A 21,097-nucleotide genomic window follows, 5' to 3' on the forward strand; every position below is an offset into this window, starting at 1 on the left:
AGTTATAATTGAATCATAATTGATCACAGAAGAGAAGTCAAAATTGAATCGGCTGAAGCAAAGATCTATTAAGCACGGCAGATGGACAAAAACGCCCGAACCGGTTATTTTCACAGGTTCGGGCGTTTTAGTGTCTTACTTTAGTTCTCCATTTAGCTAAGGCGTAGATATCTTGCAGTTATATCGATTAATGCCTCATCTCTCTGTTACCTAATTCCCATATCCTGACGATCGGGCGGTGCCATAAATTCTGGTCCGACCGGGTCTTTAATATGCTTTGAAAGAATCTTATCAATATCATTCATTGTTTCTTTATCAATGTGAAAATCTTCAATTTCCTGTACTGGATCCAACTGTTCTGGTTTTCGGCCACCCATAAGGGCAATGCCAGAACCTGGCTGATCTAATACCCATCGGAGGGCCAGGTGAAGAACACGTTTACCATAACGACTTTTGGCAAGTTCATCTAATTCCTCGACAGCATTTAAGTACTGGGTGAAACGAGGCTGCTGGAATTTAGGATCGTTGTTTCTTAAGTCATCTCCTTTAAATTCTCTATCCGTTGACATTTTTCCTGATAAAAGACCGCGGCATAGGGAACCGTAAGTAATCGAGGTAATTTCGTGTTCCTTAACGTATGGCAGAATACCCTTTTCGATATCCCGTTCAAATAAATTGTAAGGCGGCTGAAGAGTATCTATAGGAGCAGCTTCTCTAAAAATATCCATCTGTTCTGGTGAAAAGTTACTCACTCCGATCGCTTTAATCTTCCCTTGTTTGTGAAGATAATGGAGAGCTTCTGCCGTTTCATGAATAGGGGTGACTGGATCAGGCCAATGAACTTGGTAGACATCAATATAATCCGTCTGAAGTCTTTGTAATGAATCTTCGACTTCTTGATGAATTCGTTCTTTACTGCCATTTCTAAACACATCTTCACCTTTCCAGTCCATTCCTACCTTAGTAGCCAGCAGAAGATCATCCCGGTTTCCATATTGCTGAATGGCTTTTCCGACAATTTCCTCGGATTGGCCAAATCCATAAACCGGGGCTGTATCAATGAAATTAATTCCTTTATCCAAAGCGGAGTGGATGGTTTTTATAGATTGTTTTTCATCGGTTCCGCCCCACATCCAGCCTCCGATCGCCCAAGTACCCAGTCCAATCCGGGTGGCTTGTTTTTCTGTATGATTAATTGTTAATTTTTCCAACGATTCCACCTCCATAACGAATTCATCCTTGTGTCTACCCGCAAATCCACATGATTAATCTTTTTAAGTGGCACGACTCTTGAAGGTGGAAGCGAAAGAAATATTTACAGCCAGCTTTAAATAAAGAGAATAATGGGGGAGAATATAAAGATCTGCTTACTATTCTTACTTCGAAAAGAGGGAACTTCGTGAATAAAATAGTAAAGGTTAGTAATCGAATAAGAGTTATGACAAAATAAAGGTATATTATGCCAATGGAGGTACAACATAATGGACGGATTTCATGAAGCTTTTATACAAATTTTAATTTTACTGGCTATTTCTGTTTCAGTCATTGCAATTGCCAAGTTGTTAAAAGAACCTTACTCTATTGCTTTAGTCATTGTTGGATTAATTCTTGGACTAACAGAAATTCCCTATTTGGAAGACGCAGAATATTACATAACACAGTCGGATGTTTTTGAGGCAACCATCATCTCGCTTTTTTTACCGATTCTTTTAGGGGACGCAACGTTAAAATTATCCTTTCCTCATTTATATAAACAAAGAAAGCCAGTAGTCAGCCTTGCGTTTTTAGGAACTTTTCTATCCTTTATCTGCATTGGTGCCGGGGCTTACTTTCTGCTTGGCCTGCCTCTTGCCGTCGCTTTTACATTTGCTGCATTGATGAGCGCAACCGATCCCATCAGTGTGCTATCCATCTTTAAGTCCTTAGGGGTATCGCAGAAGCTGTCCACTGTAATGGAAGGTGAATCGCTATTTAATGATGGAATTGCTGTCGTACTGTTTAAGATATCAAGTATCTATCTGTTGACTTATATTGAGATGGGGTGGTCCGGACTTGGTCACGGAATCCTGCTGTTTTTGCAATTTGCAGCAGGTGGAGCAGTAATTGGCTTAGCGATGGGATATATTTTTTCTCAGATCATCCGTCTATATGACGATTATCCCTTAGAAATAGCATTCAGTGCTTTACTTTTTTTCGGGAGTTACTTTATTGCAGAACATTTCCACACTTCTGGAGTGATTGCTGTGGTAGTTGCAGGTCTTATTTTTGGAGAATATGGGGCTAAGATCGGCATGTCAGATGAGACAAGGACGAATATTAACACGTTTTGGGATGTTATTACTTTGCTTGCTAATTCTCTCATTTTCCTTATGATTGGCCTGGAAATCCAAAATGTACAATTCAACGGCAATTGGATATTAATTCCATTAGCGATTCTCATTGTATTACTAGGTAGAACGATTGCTTTATATTTCAGCACGAGACGTATCAACGGTATATCTGTTAAGGAGAGGCTGCTTCTTAATTGGGGAGGTTTGCGAGGAAGTTTATCTGTAGCTCTGGCTCTAAGTTTACCAGAGGATTTTTCCGGAAGAGATGAAGTCTTGCTGTTTACATTTTCCGTTGTGTTGTTTTCGTTACTAATTCAAGGGTTAACCATTAAACCGCTTATTAAAAAACTTGGACTAATTGGTGATTGATAGGAAGTTTGGCAGCTGTCCGGTTTTTATAGACATTATCAAACCTGAACCCAAATATGGTTCAGGTTTGATTTATTTAGAAGTAAATACCTATTCGTGAGAGAGGTACTGCTGTTTTCAGAGACATTTATAAAGAAAAAGGGGAGCAGCGGGATTAATAGTACTTGAAAAAATAAAAAATGCCTGGCAGAAAAATGTGTTTTTTTCAGCCAGGCAATAATGTTTTAGTTTTTAGTATGACTTCTCCTACCCTTTCTAAATTGGTTTATCGCTTATTAAATCCTTTTTTCTGGACAAGATCCGTGACGTCCATCCTCATTGGATGAGTAAATCTTCTCCGCATTTGATCTGTCCAAGTATCATTCCTAGAATTAGAAGTTCTGGATTGATAATACGCCAAAATTTGCTCATCAAATGCATCTAGTTCTTGTTCATGCTCCTGGTATTCATTTTCAAAATATATTGCTCTTTTAGGAAGCCGCGGCTTTTGATCTGGGCTGTGGTCAGGTGTTCCCAATACCATCCCAAATAAGGGGATCACGTGATCTGGGAGTCCGAGTATCTCATCTACTCTTTCGATATTATTTCGAATACTTCCAATAAAGCAGATCCCTAATCCCATAGATTCAGCAGCGACTGCTGCATTTTGTGCCGCCAAAGCCGCGTCAATGGCAGATACTAGAAAGTGTTCACTGTTTTCTAAATTTGGAAGCATTTCTTTATATTCCTCTTTTGAAGCTTTTACTGCAGGTCTATGAAGATCAGCACAGTAAATAAGCAGATGACCATTATCTTTAACGTAAGGCTGATTAGTTATTTCAGCGAGCTCCGTTTTTTTCTGTTGATCTGTTATTCCGATAATGGAATAGGCCATCATATAACTTGAGGTTGAAGCACTTTGTGCAGCCTTAATTATCGTATCCAGTTGTTCTTCTGTTACGGGAATATCTTTAAATTGTCTTATCGAACGGTGATTTAATAGAGATTGAATGATTGAATTCATAAAAAATTTCCTCCTAGTTATAATCCTACTTCATTTAAAATTAACAAATTGCGATTAGATTTTGTATTAATACGATCTTTAGGAAGTAATTTAAAGTAAATTGACAAAAAATTAAGAAAATTTTAAAGTGAATTTAGAGGAAAAATTTTTGCTGACGAAGAATTTATTACTATACTATATTTTTTTAGGCAGGTGAGCCCTTTGTCTAACGTATTTGACTTTGAGCAGTACAAATTCAAGAAGGACGTAAAAAACCAAACACAAAATAAAGCCATAATAGTAGAAGTTTATATTACTACTGTCAAGTTTGTATGCCAGTATTTAGATATTACATATGATCATCCTGTAGAATATGTGACGTCCGATATGGAGCTGGAACTGCTATATTGCGGGGACCGTGATCGATTCATAAAGACCTTTACTGCCATAATCACCTATTGGGGAATAGAAACAGGTATGGAGAATGTCTTACCGCCTGAAGAAGAATTTGAGCGCTTCAAAACTATCGGGGACCTATGTATTTATATTGAGAAACGGGTGAAATGACTATAAGACTGATTAGTTCAGTCTTATAGGTTTCGCCTTTTTCATATGGATTAGCCCTAAATATATTTGGAGACTGCCGAGACCGAACAATACCGGACCAATGGAAAATGCGAAAAAGATACTTAAAATAATTTGCAGGACTCCAGACAACATAGTGTATAAGTATTTTCTTCTCCTGAAGCTTACATAGGCTGAAAAAGTATTAACGAATGCGGCAATTAGCAGGAAAGGAATAAAACGAGTTACATCGAATAAGTGGATCATTTCGCACCTCCTCACTAAATGAATGGCTTGATATTATTGGAGTTTACCACTGTTTTCCATCTTTTTTCAACAGCGAAAAACGTCTAGTTTTGCGATGGGGAACAGTGCCCTCTCTTTTCCTTGATCGTCAGATTTAAAAGAGGGTTCATTCAATGTGCTTAAGAAAATATTAATAGGTGAAATGCAGCACTTTATTCGGTATGTTATTTATAAGGAGAAAGACTTACTGAGCATAGGAAAGCCAAGGAGAGGAGATCGCCCAATGAATGGAAGAATTGAAGTGAGAAATTTATCGAAAACTTTTAAAAAAGGAAACGTTAAAGCAGTGAAAGATGTTTCTTTTGATGTGAAGGATGGAGAATTTTTTGCTTTCTTAGGACCCAATGGAGCTGGTAAGTCCACGACGGTTCAAATCTTAACGACGCTAATTAATGCAACTGGTGGAAAAGCCATGGTGGCGGGTCATGACGTTATAAAGGAACCGGAGAAGGTGAGGAAATATATCGGTGTTGCGCTTCAGGAAACTGGAGTTGATCCTGATTTGACTGGAAGAGAGATGATTGAATTACAAGCTAATATCTTCGGTTTTTCTAAACAGGGAGCTAAAACGAGAGCGGATGAACTGTTAGGAATTGTTCAGCTTGAAGAATCAGCGGACCGGAGGATAGGAAATTATTCGGGCGGGATGAGGAGAAGGCTCGATTTAGCTCTTACGTTAGTGAACGAACCAAAAATTTTATTTTTGGATGAGCCGACTACAGGGCTTGATCCATCAAACCGAATGGCCATTTGGAAGGAACTCCGCAGGCTAAACCAGGAAAATGGAACGACTATCTTCTTGACGACTCAATATTTGGAGGAAGCAGATTCTCTGGCAAATCGCATTAGTATTATTAACAATGGTGAGATTGTAGCCACGGGGACACCTAAGGAGCTCAAAGCTCAAATTGGCAACGATTTGATTGCCATGACCTTTCATTCTGAAGAAGAAGAGAAAATAGCTGAGCAGCTTCTGAAAAGTGAAACCAATGACATAGATGCGATCCGGCAAAATGGAAAGTTAAATATATATGTGGATGATGGGACAAAACAACTGCTGGAACTCATCCGGATTCTCGATCAGCATCAAATTGAAGTAGACACCGTAAATTTATCCTCTCCTACATTGGATGATATTTTCTTGAAAATTACCAGTGAACAGAAAGTGGAAGGAGAGCGTTCTTATGGGGAATAATCTCTTTAAAGACACCTGGTTAATAACAAAGCGAAACATTAAAACGACACTTAGAAATCCTTTTTCTTTTATTCCCAACCTGATGATTTCAGCTTTTTTCCTGCTGGTCTATGATGGTGGATTGAGTGGTATTTCTCAGCTTCCCACTTTCGAAGGAGCCAATTACCTTGCCTTCATCCTTCCCGTATCTATAGTGTCTGCAGCCATCGGGGGAGCAGGTGGAGCCGGGCAGAGTATTGTGAAGGATATAGAGAATGGGTTCTTTTCAAGACTTCTTCTCACTCCTGCTTCAAGACTCGCCATTGTGCTTGGGCCGATTATCGCGGGCATGCTGCAGTTATTCGTTCAAACTATTTTAATTATATGCATCGGTTATTTATTAGGGCTAGAATCAGTTACAGGTTTTGGAGGGATCTTGTTCGTTATTTTTATTGCTATCGGATGGGGACTTGCCTTTGCAGGTTATTCAGCAGGTGTAGCGCTGCGTACGAAGAATGCTCAAGCTGCACAAGCAGGAACTTTTATATTCTTCCCGCTCATCTTTCTAAGTACAACCTTTGTCCCTTATGATTTGATTGAAGCGAATTGGCTGAAAGTAGCGGCAACGATCAATCCAACAACGTATATTTTTGAAAGTATGCGTACTGTATTAATCGATGGCTGGGTTTTTTGGGATCTGATGCAAGGTGTATTTGCGATTATTATTGTGTGCGCCATAACGATAACGTTTGCTGCATTATCTGCAAAAAAAGCGGTTTCCAGAGGCTGATTACTATAAATTTGTGGTATAATTTAGAAACTAACGTAAAGGAGTTGATGTGTTATGTCTATTAAATCAAGTTATCAACCTCAAACCAATCCATACAATCATTTAGGAGGACACATCAACTGATTGCGGTCCTCCTGCTACAGGAGGAATTTAATGAACAAGCAGCAGCTTAAAGATTTTCGTAACCATTTTCAACTACAGGTAACCTCTGAGGAAACAACAGGGAGAATCAGCCGGGTAACCCAGGGTCTCTATGATATTCGTACTAGGGATAAGACTTATATTGCCCAGCTTTCTGGACGTTTTCACCATCAAGTGGAGAGCAGCCGCGATTTACCTGCGATTGGAGATTGGGTTATTGTTGAACCTTATGATCAAGATGAAAAGGCTCTGATTCATAAGGTCTTAACCAGAGAAACGTTATTATCAAGAAAAAAAGCTGGAGAAAGCCATACTGAACAACTCATAGCTGCCAATATAAATAAGGTGTTTATTGTGACCGCCTTAACAGAGGAATTCAATTTAAGAAGAATTGAACGGTATATTACGCAGATTTATGAAAGTGGTGCACTCCCAGTTATTGTATGTACAAAGCGGGATTTATGCAGCGAGACGGAAGATAGGCTGGCAGAGGTAACCGCTTCAGCTCCCGGGATATCCGTATATGCTATAAACAATCTAACTGGAGAAGGGTTAGATTTATTGGAAAATGAATTAATTCCCGGAGAAACCATTGCATTAATAGGTTCGTCCGGCGTAGGGAAATCCTCGTTAATTAACCGGCTTTTGGGAGAAGAAAGAATGACTACCAGCGAAGTGAGGTCTTCTGATAATCGTGGAAGGCACACCACTACTCATCGCGAATTGTTTGAACTGCCAAATGGTTCTGTGGTTATTGATACACCTGGAATGCGTGAACTTCAGCTCTGGAGTAAGGAAGAAAGTTCTGATGCAGCTTTTTCAGATATTGAAGTTTTAAGCGATAAATGTAAATTCAGAGACTGCAGTCATGACACGGAACCCGGATGTGCAGTTCAAAGAGCGATTAAAGATGGCGAATTAGAGGAATCTCGCTTGAAAAACTATTTTAAATTGAGAAGAGAACTTAGGCGGTTAGAGCTGAAGGAACAATATGGGACGCATCGTACAAATCGTATTTTACATGGACCTAAGTGAATTTTAATTCATCAGACTTAAGAAAGGTGTCAGTGAACTGACGCCTTTTTTATTTTTTTACCATCGTTTTAGGACCGGGTCATCCCTCAAAATCTTATGATAATCCCCCTGCCGATTTAATAAAGGGGGGAATATTTTTAGGATAGGACGGGAAATAGTAGGTAAGGGATGACTATGTAAAGCATCTTTAGGATATTCAGGTTATTCAAAATGTAAGAGTTCTACTAAGATATCAATAGGAGGATATGAATATGTCAGATCGATTATTTTCACCAGAAAAAGCGGAAAAGCTGTTAAGTGATGACCGACAAAAAACTGTGCCAGTAGATCAAATTATTAAGCTTTTAGATTTGCAAGGCAATGAAAAAATTGCTGACCTTGGAGCTGGAAATGGATATTTAACTCTCCCATTAGCACAAGCAACTAAGGAGCGGGTGACGGCCGTGGACCTGCAAATGGAAATGTTAGACATGCTGGCTGCAAGAGCAGAATCAGAAGGATTAGACAATATAGAACGAATGGAAAGCGGTATAGAAAAGCTGAATTTCCCGGATGGTTCTTTTGAGAGGGCCGTGACTGCTTTTGTACTTCACGAAGTTTCTGACCTTGAGCAAACCTTAAAAGAAGTAGACCGAGTATTAAACGAAAACGGAAAACTTCTGATTCTGGATTGGGAAAAACGCGATTCTGATCAAGGACCGCCTCTTAACCATCGGATTTCTTCAGAAGATATGGCCAAAGCTGCTTCAAAACAGGGATTTAAATTAGAAACCGGACATTTAAATGAAAATGTTTATTACATTTTAGCTCAATAATGCAGGAACAAGGGTATGAAGAGGACAGACACATAAGTGCCAGGAGAAATTTCAAATAAAAAAGCCTGGTACAAGAGTATTTTATTCGCCGTTTAACCCGGACCTTTTATTTTCATGGTTCGGGTTATCTTTATTTTATGAAGGTACTGCAATGGCCGAATTTCCTTCTAGGAGGAATGAATTCAGCTAGATTAGGCATTTGGATAAATGGGCATTAGACGTCAAAATACTTGGAATGATTTTCTGCACAACGCAGCGGTATCTTTCCTTTTGAGACTAGAAAAATTGTGCTAAGATAGATGTGATAAGAATCCCGTGATGTTCACGAAGTTCGACTAAATCAGTGTTTTATTTTATAATGTAACCTGGTAAATTGAATTACTTTACATATTGATAGCAGAAAGGATGTAGTTGAGATGAGTAAAACATTAATATTTGGTCACAAAAGTCCTGATACAGATACAATTTGTTCAGCGATTGTATATTCAGATTTAAAGAAAGCTCTTGGGCATGATACTGAGCCGGTGCGTTTAGGGGAAATTAACGGGGAAACTCAATATGCTCTGGAGCATTTTAGTGTAGAAGCACCTCGACTGGTAAATACTGTGGCGAATGAAGTAGAGCAAGTTATTCTTGTAGACCACAACGAGCGCCAGCAAAGTGTTGACGATATTGAAGATGTGCAGGTTACGGAAGTTATTGATCACCACCGTATTGCTAACTTCGAAACAAAGGGGCCGCTTTATTATCGTGCTGAACCGGTTGGATGTACAGCAACTATCCTAAATAAAATGTATAAAGAGAATGGCAAAGAGGTTTCTAAAACTATGGCAGGTTTAATGCTTTCAGCAATCATTTCTGATTCTTTGCTATTCAAATCCCCAACTTGCACTGATGAAGATAAACAAGCGGCAGAAGAACTAGCTGAAATTGCTGGTGTAGATGCAGAGCAGTTTGGTCTTGAAATGCTGAAAGCTGGTGCTGATATTAGTGACAAATCCGCCGATCAGCTTATTTCCCTCGACGCAAAAGAATTCCAGATGGGGGACAAGAAAGTCGAAATTGCCCAAGTTAATACGGTAGACACGAATGACGTACTTGCTCGAAAGTCAGAGCTTGAGGAATCTATAAATCAAGCCGTTTCTAATAAAAATCTTGATTTGTTCCTGCTCGTAGTGACTGACATACTTTCCAATAATTCAACTGTGGTTGCGGTTGGCGGCGAGACAGATGCCGTAGCGCAGGCTTTCGGAGTTACTCTTGATGGAAATCAAGCAGTCCTGGAAGGTGTAGTCTCTCGTAAAAAACAAATAGTACCTCCGCTTAACAAGCAGCTAGGATAAGTTTAAAGAATTGAATCAATGATAGATATTTATAATAGAAAAGCCGAACCGATGACTATTGGTTCGGCTTTTCTATGTTTTGAAAGCGGCAATTTATTATTCCTTACAGTTATCCGGAGTCAGGGCAAGCAGTCCAATCATCCTGTTACTTTTTAAAATCAACGAATGATTGGGCTGCTACCCGTTAAGGTGGGGAAAGAATATTTTGACGGCTTTCCCATTCTTCTCGAAGAATGCCCATACGAATGGAATCATAAAATGTTCCCTCGAAGAATCGGCATTTTCGTAGCCTGCCTTCTAATTTCATCCCTAGCTTTTTACCCACATGCATCATCCGTTCATTCTTGGACCAAGTAGTTAAGCCTACTCTTTCGATAGGGAGGGAATTGAATAAATGTTCAATCCACAATCCAAGAGCTTCCGTACCGTACCCATTACACCAAAAGGCAGGATTGTAGATTCCTATACCGATTTCAAGCCATAAAGAAGGTTTGTGCTCCCAGTAATAGGTTACTGTGCCAATGATTTTATTTTGAACGATAATGACTAGGCGGGAGTCAGGTTCATCCCTTTTCAATCGTTCGACTCGAGCATGCTCATGACTTCGATAACTTTCTAGAGTATGGGGCTCAAGCGAATAGTAAGGCGCGTCCCATTTTTTCCAAACTGGATCTTTGTCTCCGTAGATCAGCTTCCAAAGTATAGGGAGGTCTTCTTCGTTTAAACTTCGCAGGAAGACCTTTTCCCCGCGCAGTGCAACCTTTTTTAAAGCGTTACCCATATCCATTCTCCTTTAGCTGGAATCTTACTATTATCCTACCATATTCGATAGAGGATAATGAGTTATCTTTCTGGGTTTTCTATCTGTTGAAAAGGGGAATACATTTAGATACATGCGTACATAAATGAAGGGTGATAGTATGATTGAGGTTACAGCATTTTCAAAGGAAAAAGGGATCCTCGAAGGGTTGACATTGGAAGAGCTTACTCTCATGGATGCCGATTGGTATTGGGTGGATTTCAATAATCCTACGGCAGAAGAAGTTAAACTTTTGGAATCATATTTTCATTTTCACCCGCTGGCCATTGAGGACTGCCTCCACGAATTGCAGCGCCCGAAGCTTGATTATTATGATGACCACACGTTTTTTGTTATCCATTCTGTGAACAAAAAGACACTGGAAAAACAGGAGATTGATCTGTTCTTAGGGGAATGTTCTATTGTGACGTATCACAATAAAGATTCGCCTGCTTTAGAGTCTGCCAGGAGTCTTTTGAAAAGAAATCGCGATCCACAATCGCTGGATGAATATTTTGTTCTTTATCAATTGCTGGATAAAGTCGTAGATAACTATTTCCCCATCGTCTATCAAATTGAAGATCATATTAATGAGATTGAGGATAATACGCGTAAATTATCTATGGAGAAACTGCTTGATGAACTATTTGACCGTCGCAGTGAATTGCTTGCCTTAAGGCAGACGGTTCATCCAATGAGGGATTTATTATACCGCGTGCTGAATACTCACCATCTTGACGGTGTAAGAGATCGGCGTGAATACTTTGCTGATATTCACGATCACTTAATTAAAGTGGCAGAAATGATAGCTTCAAATCGTGAAATGACTCAGGATATCAGGGACAGTTACTTGTCACTCAACTCACACCAAACGAATCGAACTATGCAGATATTAACGGTTATTTCAGTGATATTCATGCCTCTTACGTTTATCGTAGGGATATATGGGATGAACTTTAGTAATATGCCGGAGCTGGATTCAAGGTATGGATATTTTGTAGTCTGGATTGTGATGATTGCAATAGCTGTCGGAATGTACTCATGGTTTAGAAATAAAGGATGGTTTGATTAAGAAGCTTGCACCCTGATGGGTGCAAGCTTCTTTTCCGTCTAAAGACTGAGATGAAATCACTCGCCTGACAGTTATAAAAAAACCGGAAGCGATCTATACTACAAGTATCAAATGTAAAAGGGGTGCTTCTTATGTGGAATGAGTTTGAAATCTCCGTTGATATTGAAGAGCGCCGGCCAAAATAATGACTTGGACTATACTCTCTCCAACTTAAAAGAGAAAGAGGATAGGCTATAGGGAATGAACTCAGTCTAAAGGGGAAACTTAAGTGATTTTCAGTGGGAACTTTTGGAGTTCCTGCCTTATGCAGGACAAAGAATCCGAACGATGATGGAAGAATGGTATTAAAAGGTCATCATCGTTCGGGTTTTATAAAAGTTAAAAGACTTCTTACTCAGTCTAACTTTTGTTATTATTTTAAGATATCGTGGTCTACGTACCGTTCCCCGTTTAATTCACTGATAACATTAATCGCCACTTGTGCTCCATCACCAGCGGTAACGATCGTGTGGACACTCACTCCTGCCACAGTACCTGCTGCCCAGATCTTTGATTGGTCCGTATGTCCGCTTTCATCTACTTTAATCATTTTCGCGACTCTAGGTTCTTTACCATCTACTACTTCCAGACCGAAGCTTTCCGCAAGCTTAGTAGACATCCCCGTAGCAAAAATAATATGATCCACGTCGTAGGAATTTTCGGAAGTAAGAATCTTGTACACACCGCCATTAGATTGAATTTCTTTCACTTCTTCTTTAACAATATCTGCTCCGAATTTAGCCGCTTGTTTCTGGCCGTTTTCTAAGAGCTTAGGGCCTTCAATTCCATCAACACCGTAATGGTTTTCAACCCAGGCTTTTGCTGTGATACTCTTACCGCTATCAAACAATACGGTTTTCTTTCCTGCTTTTGCAGTAAGTAAACCTGCACTTGCTCCTGCAGGTCCTGCGCCAATAATACCTACATCATACATCCATCTTCACTCCTTTAAGTGTGAATTTTCACACTTTTAGTATAGCGGAGATTGAAGGGTAAATAAAATAGTTAACAAGAATTGTTCACAAAAAACGCCTTGCTCCTTAATGGAACAAGACGTTTTTATAATGGTGGGGAGGGTGAAAGTAAACCCTATCATAAAGTGATCACTAAAAATGAAAATTATTGATTACGCGGTGAAATTAGACAGTGATAGAAGTGCGGCTGTTCATGATTTGTTCTGAATATCTAGTTCTACGATTAACTTCAGAAATGTTATCTGTACATAGACTTTGAAGCTCTTCATAGACATCCTCCACATTTTCACCGTCAATAATTAACAGAACAGGTTCATCCACATTTACAAATAGGAAGAATGATAATAGCTTTGTAAGATGACCCGCATCTGCAATTAGATGGTTCTGGTGAAGATAAACGCTCTGTTTATTTTTTGTAGAAAGTTTATGAATGTTAACAATTTGATTTGTCGTTAATGGCTGATGAAAGTATACATGATAAGAAGAAAGTTCTTTCAATTCGACCAACCTCCCTGATGTTTTTATCTTGATATAGCTTTACCCGTCTCCTCTTTCAGATAAACATGAAGTTTTCAAGATAGAAATTCTCAATGTTCATAAATCATTTTTCTAGTCATCCCGCCATCAATTACTAAATTTTCTCCAGTAACGAAGTCATTTTCTATATCGGTTAAATAAAAGCAGGCTTTAGCTACATCTTCTGGCTTGCCTGTACGATTAGATAAGTGCTGAAGGTGATCTTTGTCTCTAAGATCCTCATAATTTTCCGTTTGTATCCAGCCTGGGCTGATGGAGTTGACCCTAATGCTGTCTTTAGAAAGGCTCGCCGCCATCGCATGAGTTAACGCTATAATTCCTCCTTTAGAAGCGGCGTATCCCTCTGAATCAGGCTCTGACATAAATGCTCGTGTAGAGGCCATGTTTACGATACGTCCCTGAATATTATTTTCCTTCCATATACCGGAAGTTAGTTTAGAGAACAGAAATACGCTTCTGAGATTTGTATGAATTATTTCCTCCCATTCTTCAATTTCAAGCTCAAACATCGATTTAAAGCTGCTGATCCCAGCATTATTAATCAAGATGGTGAACGTACCAATTTCTTCCTCAATAGTAGTGAATAGTTTCTCGATTTGCTGTGGATCAGTTACATCACAGGAATAAAAGTAGCCGTTCCCTCCTTGCTCCCGAATTTCTCCAACTAATTGTCTGCCATGTTCTTCATCTTTATCACAAGTAATAACTTTAGCTCCTTGTGCTGCATAGGATAATGCGAGACCTCTCCCTATTCCGTTGCTTGCTCCAGTAATTAAAACAGTATCTTCTGTAAAGTTCATACTCAAAACCTCCTCTAACGCTTATTTCCTTTTTAAAAGAAAGGGTAAACCCCTCTATGAATGGGAAGACTCTGTTATAGTAAACTTGTAGGAATAGAAGAACCGTGATATATTATTTTTCAAAAAAATGTGGAGGAGATCCTATGACAAGAGTCACGCTGGTAGACGTTTTTAAACATAGAATTACGCAGAAATATTTACAGCGATCCGGCATCAATCATGCGGTGACTGTCGCCGGCTATGCCTTCGATTTAGCAGTCAAGAATGAAGTTGATCCTAACCTTGCTACGAAATCAGCGTTGCTGCATGATATGGGACATTACGAATGGTACCGTGATGGAAAATGGGATTATGATGAATACCGCAAACATGACATTCATGCAATTAAAGGGGCTGAAAGAGCTCATAAGCTGCTTATAAGACTAGGTGAAGATCGGTTAGTAGCAAAAGAAGTATCGGTCGCCGTACTGCTACACACGGATAGTTACCTGAACTTTGATTTGGATAATAAACGCACACCCTTACAGTATGTAGTAGCAGAAGCCGATCGGATTGATGAACAGCCTAATGGGCTGCACCATTATAAACAGATGGATAAGTCAGATGCTTTAAAAATCCTTCATAGGCTTGATCTTAAGATCGACAAGGTCCTTGAAAATGATGAGAAGAAAATGTCAAGTTGAAAATGTGACAAATTTTCAAAAAGTTCTTTACTTTTAGAAAACGTTTCTATATAATTCCATTGTAAGAAGAAAATTTAAACTTAACGAAAGCGAGGTCGGAATCATGATGAAATTATTTGTAGATGCTGTTAAATCTTATAAAACAATGAATAACATGACAATGGCCTGCGCTGACCGAAATTAATTTAATCTTTTATTAAAATTCAGTCATATTAGCTGCAGGCGGTGCATATTGTATTCCTGTGGCTTTTTTAGAGAAAGTATCCATTCTCTATCTATTTAGCAAAGTCACAGAAGCCTGTGGCTTTTTATTATGCTTGAAAAAGGATAATTTTACCTTTTTTGTATAAAAATTCTTAAGGAGGTGATGATGATGACAATTCAATTCTTTATTTTTACGGTTCAAGTCAGCAAGAGGAAACGAAAGAAGTATCCATCCTTACCTGGATACAGTCCCTGTGAAATTGAGAAAAATATTGATCGCAAAGCAGCGTTCTTACATTACAACTAGAGAGGAGAATTATAAATGTTGGAAATGAGAAAGATTGAATTTATGGCTTGGTTAAATGTGGAGAAAGATAGTGCATAGCGAAGGTTATACAGGATTGGAGGTATGAACATGCGATTAAACTTTATCATTTTCACGGTTTTCATCGAACGTCAAAACCGTGAAACAAGAGAAGTATCTATTCATCGTAAGGAAAGAATTGAACGAAAAATAGATGCCATTAAACTTAAGCATCATCTATTTTTATAAGAACCTGTAAAGAAGCAGGGCACAGTACCCACCTAAATCAAGGAATGCTCGACTGCCAACCCCAGTTTGATTATCTGTTCATTAGAGGGGAAACGGTAGGATGTATGTGCTGTGGGTACCCTGACTTCTATAGAATAATAAATCCGAATGAGATGATATCCTATCATCCTCATTCGGATTAAATATGGGCTATAAACTTGTGTTTCAGTATTCTTAAGGAAAACTATATAGCTAAGACAGAGGATTATTTAATACTCTGCTTAATTTTCTTAATCTTTCGGTTTAGCGATGAGATGTCAGGGTTATTTAGCTGCTGGTTAGAGAGTTTGTATTTTTGTTTTATTTTCAAAATCCGATAAACGGAGTCATCAATTCGTTCTTCAGAAAGTTTTCCCTCTTTAACTGCTTGTTTTAAGGCACTGATCGCTCCTTTTTGTTGGTTTTCATGAAAAGCGACCATGACTACATCTGCTCCAGCTTTAACTGATTGCACGGCTGCTGTTTTAATGGAATAGTGTTTTTCTATCGCACCCATGGTCAAGTCATCTGTCATAACCAGTCCATTAAAATTCAAATCTTTCCTTAGCATATCCGTGATTATCACAGGTGACATTGAGGAGGGGAATTTTGTTCCCAGTGATGGGACTAGCATGTGAGTCACCATAATGACGTCTGCACCTTGATCAATTGCATTTTTATAGGGCAGCCAATCCTGATTTTCTAATTGTTCTTTGTCATATTCAAGCGTAGGTAAATCTTTATGGGCATCTACACTCACACTTCCATATCCCGGAAAGTGCTTTAGTACGGGAATGACGTTCTTTGAGTCCAACCCCTTCATTGTAGCACTCCCCAGCCGGCTTACCATTTTAGGATCCGTTCCGAATGATCGCTTTCCAATTGCGGAGGTGGAAAGGTTCTTTATAACATCTAGAACGGGTGCATAATTCATATTAAAACCTAGGGCACTTGATTCTTCACCAAGGGTCTGTCCGGCCAGATAAGATAAATCAGCGTCGTTTTTCTTTCCAATATTATAACTCGAAGGCATAGGGAGAATAGGGTTCGGCATTCTTTCCACAATCCCGCCTTCTTCATCAACGCTTATAAACAGAGGAATGGAGGGATTTACGTTCTGATTTATGGCTTTTAATTGATTGGTCAGCTTAAGAGTTTGATTTGGAGTACTAATGTTTTCGCCATAAAGAATGATTCCACCGATATGTTCCTCTTTGATCATGGTTTCCACTTCACTGCCTGCAGTTAATCCGTTCATTCCTATCAATACCATCTGACCGATCTTTTCAGCTAAAGACATGTTATTTAACTGAGCAGAAAGAGAATTTTCAGCGATGTCTGGGTTATAGAGTGAAATATGATCCACAGCTGCAGTTTCTTTCTCGGCTGTCGTTTGATTCATAATCCATTTTAAATCATTTCCGTTATCAAGCGGATAAATCAAAATCTTCTGATGAACTTCATTTTTATCATAGGATAACACCTGATTTGGCTTACCCATCACTTGTTCGATATCTTTTCTGGTAAGATCCTGAAGTTCATTTTCATAAGAACGAATATCAAATATAGGAGAGTGCTTGAAATAACCAATAGTATAGTTTTTTGATTTAAAAGAAGCGTATAATCCTACATTGGTATGGCTGATGTTGTCTGGATTGCCCCATTTTTGTTTTACCTTGTTTAAGTTCGTTTCTCCCACTTTAAATGGCAAGTGTGGTAACTCGCCGTTCTCAGCGTCCTTTACAATCTCGTTAATAACCTCCCTTGTTTTGGTGGAAGGATTCGACCCTTGTGCTTCGTCCGCAGAATTTGGATTTGCAGAATCCTGTGAGCTTGCATCGGAGGAATGAGTATTAGAAGTAGAATTGTTTGAAACATAAAACCAAACGGCACTTACAGCCAGGATAAATAAAATAAGTATATAGACAAAGCGTTTCAAATATAACATCTCCTATTGTTGTTAATATGTATAGTATCTCTCATTTTACGTCACTTCTGCTAATTAAATGTTTCAAAAATCGGCTTCACTTCTTTATCGTTCCCGGAGACTGCCCATCATAATACCTTTTCAAGCCGTAAGAATAATATGGTTAAGCAATTTCTTATATCCAGAAGCTCTCTTATTTGATATTCAAGCACTTGGATTATAGTAACTTGTATGATTTGATTCTCAAGATAGATCAGAAAAGCAGCTTAACAAAACATTTGTTATACTAGGTAAAAATTGGAGATGGTGAGCATGTCTAAAATCCTGCTGGTATTGCTAATTTTTCTTGCTGCGTGTGCTCCTTGGGAAGAGGAGAATAACAAACCAAACGAATCTGGGAATAAGAATACAGGAATAAAAACTGTGCTGACAAACTTACATTCACCTTGGGATATTGAAGAGAGTCATGGGATTTTTTATATAACGGAGCGAGAGGGAACCATTGTTAAATGGGAAGAAGGAGAACAGAAAAAGAGGGAAGTCGTTCACACCGACAAACCGATTACTCAAAAGGGTGAAGGGGGACTATTAGGATTTAAACTGCTCCCGGACTTTCCGGAAAATAAAGTGGCACTCGCCTATCATACATATCAAGACGGTGATACCACTCTAAATCGGTTGGTTGTTTTAACCTTAGAAGGGGAGACGTGGAAAGAAACCGATGTTCTATTAGAAAGAATCCCTGGAGCCCAATTCCATAATGGGGGTCGAATTGAATTGGGACCCGATCATAAAATCTATGTCACCACAGGTGATTCGTTGAATAAAGATCTTGCTCAAAATAAACAATCGCTTGCTGGGAAAATCCTGCGATTAAATAGAGATGGCAGTGTACCTAAGGACAATCCGTTTCCTGACTCGTATATCTATAGCTACGGTCATCGAAACCCTCAAGGATTGACATGGAACGAGGATGGCACTCTGTTCGCTGCGGAACACGGTTCGGATCAGCATGATGAAGTGAATATCATCACTCCTGGTTCCAATTACGGCTGGCCAATTATCAGAGGCAAGGAAGAGAAGAAAGGGATGGAGACGCCATTATTCGAAACTGGGAAAAATACTTGGGCCCCTTCAGGTCTGGCCGCTTATAAGGGCGATCTATTCATTGCCACCCTAAGAGGAAAGTCTCTTCAAAAGCTGTCTTTTACTGGATCAAATCCAGAGATGGTAATGAATCAATTCGGACGGCTGCGCGATGTGGAAATCGTGGGTGACGACCTTTATATCATTACGAACAATACGGATGGGAGGGGCAGCCCGGGTGCGCAAGATGATAAGCTGCTGAAATGGCGTCGTTAATGAAAATGATATCTCGCTGTGTGGCATAATGCGGCGAACAATAGATGAATTGGGGCATGTGAAAAAGTTCAACCCGTAAAAAGAAGAAAACCCTGAATTTGAAGGTAAAACATTTATCTGGCAGGAGGGTTTGTAGAAAATAGATAGAGGTGATCCGGTGAGAAAATTAACGAAATGGGTTTTAATTATTCTTGGTTGCATCTTAAGTGTGATCGGATTTATTGTAATTTCTTTTATTGTGGAGATGACCCCGGATAAGGATAAAGAAGAAAAAGTTAAAGCTAAAGCGGAAGAATATATAGAGTCCGAGTTTTCCGGGCAGATGGAGATTTTTGATACGCTGTATGACAATATGGGGAATTTCAATGGATTTGAATATGCGGCAAAGGTAGAAAATAAGGACACAGATGTACAGTTTTTAGTTTATGAGCAAGAATCTAGCGGTGCAATGGCAGATGATTATGCCGTAAGCTTTTACGAGAAAACATTACACGATCTTATAATTGATGACATTGAAAAAATGTTTGATCATCCAGAGATGGTTACTGTGGATTATGAGCAAACGAAGATTGCAAGGAAATACATTGGGGAGACGGATATACCCGATATACGGGAATTGAATGTTTCTCCTTCGTTAGTCATTTGGATGGATCGGGGAAGAGAATCTGCGGATGAGGAAAAAACAAAAGAACTCATTGAGATATTGAAAAAAGAAAAAAAGATTCCACACGTAGGGTTAAAAGTGGATTATATAAATATGGGTGGCGAGAATATAGTGAAAAACTATTAAATGGAGAGTTTTCCTTTTACCTGAGAACATTACACTCAGGTAAAAGGAAGTCTGCAAAAAACACGTAAAACCAAAATGCTCCAATTTGATTTTATGTGCTATTGCAGCTGTTTAATGAAAACCCTAAGATACCGCCTCAAAGGACACCCATCTTTTTATTTTATCCCTCTAGTTCCCATTCTGGATTCCATACGACTTCCCATAAGTGACCGTCTAAATCTAGAAAGTGTCCTGAATATCCTCCCCAAAATACATCTTTAGCAGGGTCAATGATTTTCGCTCCCGCTTTTTCTGCTTCCAGCATGACCTGATCCACCTCACGTTTACTTCCTACATTGTGGCCAATTGTAAATTCAATAGAGCTGGATGGGTCAATGGGGAGATTAACTTCTTCAGCTAAACTTTTGCGTTCCCAGAGGGCAAGTTTTAACCCATTTTGAAGTTCGAAAAAAGCTACAGCTCCATTTTCAAATTCCTGGCCTATAATCCCTTCACTCGGGAGACCGAGACCACGCCTATAAAAATTAAACGATTGTTCAAGGTTATTTACAGCAAGAGTGATTACCGTTATTCGTGGTTTCATAAGAATTTTTCCTCCCTGTCTAAATTTACTGCTCTTTATAAGAATACCCTTTAAACTGAATAAGGAATTGTAAAAAACGGACGCCCTTATTTTTTGCTTGGGAAAACCGCACTGGGTACTAGCCCATAAAAACTTTTAAAATCATGATTAAAGTGAGCTTGATCGTAATAGCCATATTTCAAAGCTGTCTCCATAAAATCTGCAGACCGGCTGTCATGCAAGTCTTTCAATAAACTTTGAAAACGAATGATACGTGAAAATTCCTTCGGAGAGACACCTAGCTCTTGATTGAAGATTCTTCTCAAGTTTCTTTCACTTTGAATTAGGTTTTTAGCCAATAATTGTACGGAGCTCATTCCGTTTGCTGAGTAAATATGCTGAATGCTTTGCTCAAGTAACTTCGAACTTGAGTGAATATCTGTGTTATTTATCATATCCATTAATTTCGTTTCAATCTTATTAATTCTTTCTTCGGTTCCTTCCGCTTCTTGGATTTCTTGAAAAAAGGAGAGGGCATCTTTTCCCCACACATTTTCAAGTGATACAGGGTAACCTAGTAATTCTTCAGGGGGATATTTTATGAAGCGCTGTGCATGGGTTGAGAAAAAACGAATACCAAGAAAATGCTGGCGACTTGAAAAATTTACTACTTCAAATTGAGTCATCAGTCCTGTAACAAAGGCACCTTTTTCAGGTGTAGATGCTGTTAAATCAAAGATTATATCGAGACAACCGTCAGGTAATATTCGGTGAGGAATGATCTGACTACCAGGGTGATAATCCAAAGTCCAATAACAGGCTGTATAAGTTCTGAGCCTTTGACTTGGCTGGTGTTCTTTATAAGAATATTTTGAGTCTGGAACATGTAACAGGGAAGGGGATTGGATGGGGCGGAAAAGATCCATGT

23 protein-coding genes are annotated in these 21,097 nt (G+C 39.0%); 13 read left to right on the forward strand and 10 right to left on the reverse strand.

Translation table 11 applies throughout. The annotated features are described in order from the left end of the window. Positions 1-206: 206 nt before the first annotated feature. Positions 207-1,211, reverse strand: coding sequence for an aldo/keto reductase (locus Q7A53_RS18305; RefSeq protein WP_411790645.1), 1,005 nt, complete (start codon positions 1,209-1,211; stop codon positions 207-209). A 270-nt stretch (positions 1,212-1,481) separates the two neighbouring features. On the opposite strand from Q7A53_RS18305, the gene Q7A53_RS18310 reads away from it, so the two are divergent. Continuing rightward, positions 1,482-2,699, forward strand: coding sequence for a cation:proton antiporter (locus Q7A53_RS18310; RefSeq protein WP_411790646.1), 1,218 nt, complete (start codon positions 1,482-1,484; stop codon positions 2,697-2,699). Between the two features lie 265 nt (positions 2,700-2,964). Here the strand turns inward: Q7A53_RS18310 and nfsA are convergent, their stop codons facing one another. Further along, a complete protein-coding gene (gene nfsA / locus Q7A53_RS18315) occupies positions 2,965-3,702 on the reverse strand; it encodes an oxygen-insensitive NADPH nitroreductase (RefSeq protein WP_411790647.1) in 738 nt (245 codons plus the stop codon). Between the two features lie 201 nt (positions 3,703-3,903). On the opposite strand from nfsA, the gene Q7A53_RS18320 reads away from it, so the two are divergent. Next, positions 3,904-4,248 carry a hypothetical protein gene (locus Q7A53_RS18320; RefSeq protein WP_411790648.1) on the forward strand — a complete coding sequence of 115 codons (345 nt, stop codon included), beginning with the start codon at positions 3,904-3,906 and terminating at the stop codon, positions 4,246-4,248. A 12-nt stretch (positions 4,249-4,260) separates the two neighbouring features. Here Q7A53_RS18320 and Q7A53_RS18325 read toward each other — a convergent pair whose 3' ends face one another. Further along, complete coding sequence (locus tag Q7A53_RS18325; RefSeq protein ID WP_411790649.1) at positions 4,261-4,512, reverse strand: hypothetical protein; 252 nt, start codon at positions 4,510-4,512, stop codon at positions 4,261-4,263. A gap of 262 nt (positions 4,513-4,774) precedes the next feature. Between Q7A53_RS18325 and Q7A53_RS18330 the strand changes: the two genes are divergently transcribed. The 5 genes from Q7A53_RS18330 to Q7A53_RS18350 all read left to right on the forward strand — a co-directional run bounded on the left by Q7A53_RS18330 (position 4,775) and on the right by Q7A53_RS18350 (position 9,849). Next, positions 4,775-5,746 carry an ATP-binding cassette domain-containing protein gene (locus Q7A53_RS18330; RefSeq protein ID WP_411790650.1) on the forward strand — a complete coding sequence of 324 codons (972 nt, stop codon included), beginning with the start codon at positions 4,775-4,777 and terminating at the stop codon, positions 5,744-5,746. After that, positions 5,736-6,515, forward strand: a complete 780-nt coding sequence (locus tag Q7A53_RS18335) for an ABC transporter permease (RefSeq protein WP_411790651.1) — start codon at positions 5,736-5,738, stop codon at positions 6,513-6,515. The genes Q7A53_RS18330 and Q7A53_RS18335 overlap by 11 nt, the downstream gene beginning before the upstream one ends. 153 nt (positions 6,516-6,668) lie before the next feature. Continuing rightward, complete coding sequence (rsgA, locus tag Q7A53_RS18340; RefSeq protein ID WP_411790652.1) at positions 6,669-7,691, forward strand: ribosome small subunit-dependent GTPase A; 1,023 nt, start codon at positions 6,669-6,671, stop codon at positions 7,689-7,691. Between the two features lie 251 nt (positions 7,692-7,942). Then, on the forward strand, positions 7,943-8,506 hold the full coding sequence (locus Q7A53_RS18345; RefSeq protein WP_411790653.1) for a class I SAM-dependent methyltransferase: 564 nt from the start codon (positions 7,943-7,945) through the stop codon (positions 8,504-8,506). Positions 8,507-8,922: 416 nt separating this feature from the next. Next, positions 8,923-9,849: a manganese-dependent inorganic pyrophosphatase gene (locus Q7A53_RS18350; RefSeq protein WP_411790654.1), complete on the forward strand. Its 927-nt coding sequence runs from the start codon at positions 8,923-8,925 to the stop codon at positions 9,847-9,849. Positions 9,850-10,033: 184 nt separating this feature from the next. Here Q7A53_RS18350 and Q7A53_RS18355 read toward each other — a convergent pair whose 3' ends face one another. Continuing rightward, complete coding sequence (locus Q7A53_RS18355; RefSeq protein ID WP_411790655.1) at positions 10,034-10,630, reverse strand: GNAT family N-acetyltransferase; 597 nt, start codon at positions 10,628-10,630, stop codon at positions 10,034-10,036. 139 nt (positions 10,631-10,769) lie between these two features. On the opposite strand from Q7A53_RS18355, the gene corA reads away from it, so the two are divergent. Continuing rightward, positions 10,770-11,720: a magnesium/cobalt transporter CorA gene (gene corA / locus Q7A53_RS18360; RefSeq protein ID WP_411790656.1), complete on the forward strand. Its 951-nt coding sequence runs from the start codon at positions 10,770-10,772 to the stop codon at positions 11,718-11,720. 412 nt (positions 11,721-12,132) lie between these two features. Here corA and Q7A53_RS18365 read toward each other — a convergent pair whose 3' ends face one another. The 3 genes from Q7A53_RS18365 to Q7A53_RS18375 all read right to left on the reverse strand — a co-directional run bounded on the left by Q7A53_RS18365 (position 12,133) and on the right by Q7A53_RS18375 (position 14,070). Continuing rightward, positions 12,133-12,693 carry an FAD-dependent oxidoreductase gene (locus tag Q7A53_RS18365; protein WP_411790657.1) on the reverse strand — a complete coding sequence of 187 codons (561 nt, stop codon included), beginning with the start codon at positions 12,691-12,693 and terminating at the stop codon, positions 12,133-12,135. 205 nt (positions 12,694-12,898) lie between these two features. Next, positions 12,899-13,231, reverse strand: a complete 333-nt coding sequence (locus tag Q7A53_RS18370; protein WP_411790658.1) for a hypothetical protein — start codon at positions 13,229-13,231, stop codon at positions 12,899-12,901. Between the two features lie 89 nt (positions 13,232-13,320). Continuing rightward, on the reverse strand, positions 13,321-14,070 hold the full coding sequence (locus tag Q7A53_RS18375; protein WP_411790659.1) for an SDR family NAD(P)-dependent oxidoreductase: 750 nt from the start codon (positions 14,068-14,070) through the stop codon (positions 13,321-13,323). A gap of 143 nt (positions 14,071-14,213) precedes the next feature. On the opposite strand from Q7A53_RS18375, the gene Q7A53_RS18380 reads away from it, so the two are divergent. The 3 genes from Q7A53_RS18380 to Q7A53_RS18390 all read left to right on the forward strand — a co-directional run bounded on the left by Q7A53_RS18380 (position 14,214) and on the right by Q7A53_RS18390 (position 15,510). After that, entirely contained in the window at positions 14,214-14,753 is a 540-nt protein-coding gene (locus Q7A53_RS18380; protein ID WP_411790660.1) for an HD domain-containing protein, read from the forward strand. Positions 14,754-15,123: 370 nt separating this feature from the next. Then, positions 15,124-15,264 carry a hypothetical protein gene (locus Q7A53_RS18385; protein ID WP_411790661.1) on the forward strand — a complete coding sequence of 47 codons (141 nt, stop codon included), beginning with the start codon at positions 15,124-15,126 and terminating at the stop codon, positions 15,262-15,264. A 108-nt stretch (positions 15,265-15,372) separates the two neighbouring features. Continuing rightward, complete coding sequence (locus tag Q7A53_RS18390) at positions 15,373-15,510, forward strand: hypothetical protein (protein WP_411790662.1); 138 nt, start codon at positions 15,373-15,375, stop codon at positions 15,508-15,510. Positions 15,511-15,754: 244 nt separating this feature from the next. Here Q7A53_RS18390 and Q7A53_RS18395 read toward each other — a convergent pair whose 3' ends face one another. Then, complete coding sequence (locus tag Q7A53_RS18395) at positions 15,755-17,467, reverse strand: glycoside hydrolase family 3 N-terminal domain-containing protein (protein ID WP_411790663.1); 1,713 nt, start codon at positions 17,465-17,467, stop codon at positions 15,755-15,757. Positions 17,468-17,767: 300 nt separating this feature from the next. Here Q7A53_RS18395 and Q7A53_RS18400 point away from each other — a divergent pair, with 300 nt between their 5' ends. Further along, positions 17,768-18,817 (forward strand): PQQ-dependent sugar dehydrogenase, encoded by a 1,050-nt coding sequence (locus Q7A53_RS18400; RefSeq protein WP_411790664.1) that lies wholly within the window; start codon positions 17,768-17,770, stop codon positions 18,815-18,817. A gap of 157 nt (positions 18,818-18,974) precedes the next feature. Continuing rightward, positions 18,975-19,607 (forward strand): hypothetical protein, encoded by a 633-nt coding sequence (locus tag Q7A53_RS18405; protein WP_411790665.1) that lies wholly within the window; start codon positions 18,975-18,977, stop codon positions 19,605-19,607. A gap of 160 nt (positions 19,608-19,767) precedes the next feature. On the opposite strand, the gene Q7A53_RS18410 is transcribed toward Q7A53_RS18405, so the two are convergent. Next, positions 19,768-20,190, reverse strand: a complete 423-nt coding sequence (locus Q7A53_RS18410; protein ID WP_411790666.1) for a VOC family protein — start codon at positions 20,188-20,190, stop codon at positions 19,768-19,770. Between the two features lie 86 nt (positions 20,191-20,276). Beyond that, positions 20,277-21,095, reverse strand: coding sequence for an AraC family transcriptional regulator (locus tag Q7A53_RS18415; RefSeq protein ID WP_411790667.1), 819 nt, complete (start codon positions 21,093-21,095; stop codon positions 20,277-20,279). Positions 21,096-21,097 lie beyond the last annotated feature (2 nt).

The sequence above is a fragment of the Halobacillus rhizosphaerae genome (assembly GCF_046719735.1).
Classification (GTDB): domain Bacteria; phylum Bacillota; class Bacilli; order Bacillales; family Halobacillaceae; genus Halobacillus_B; species Halobacillus_B rhizosphaerae.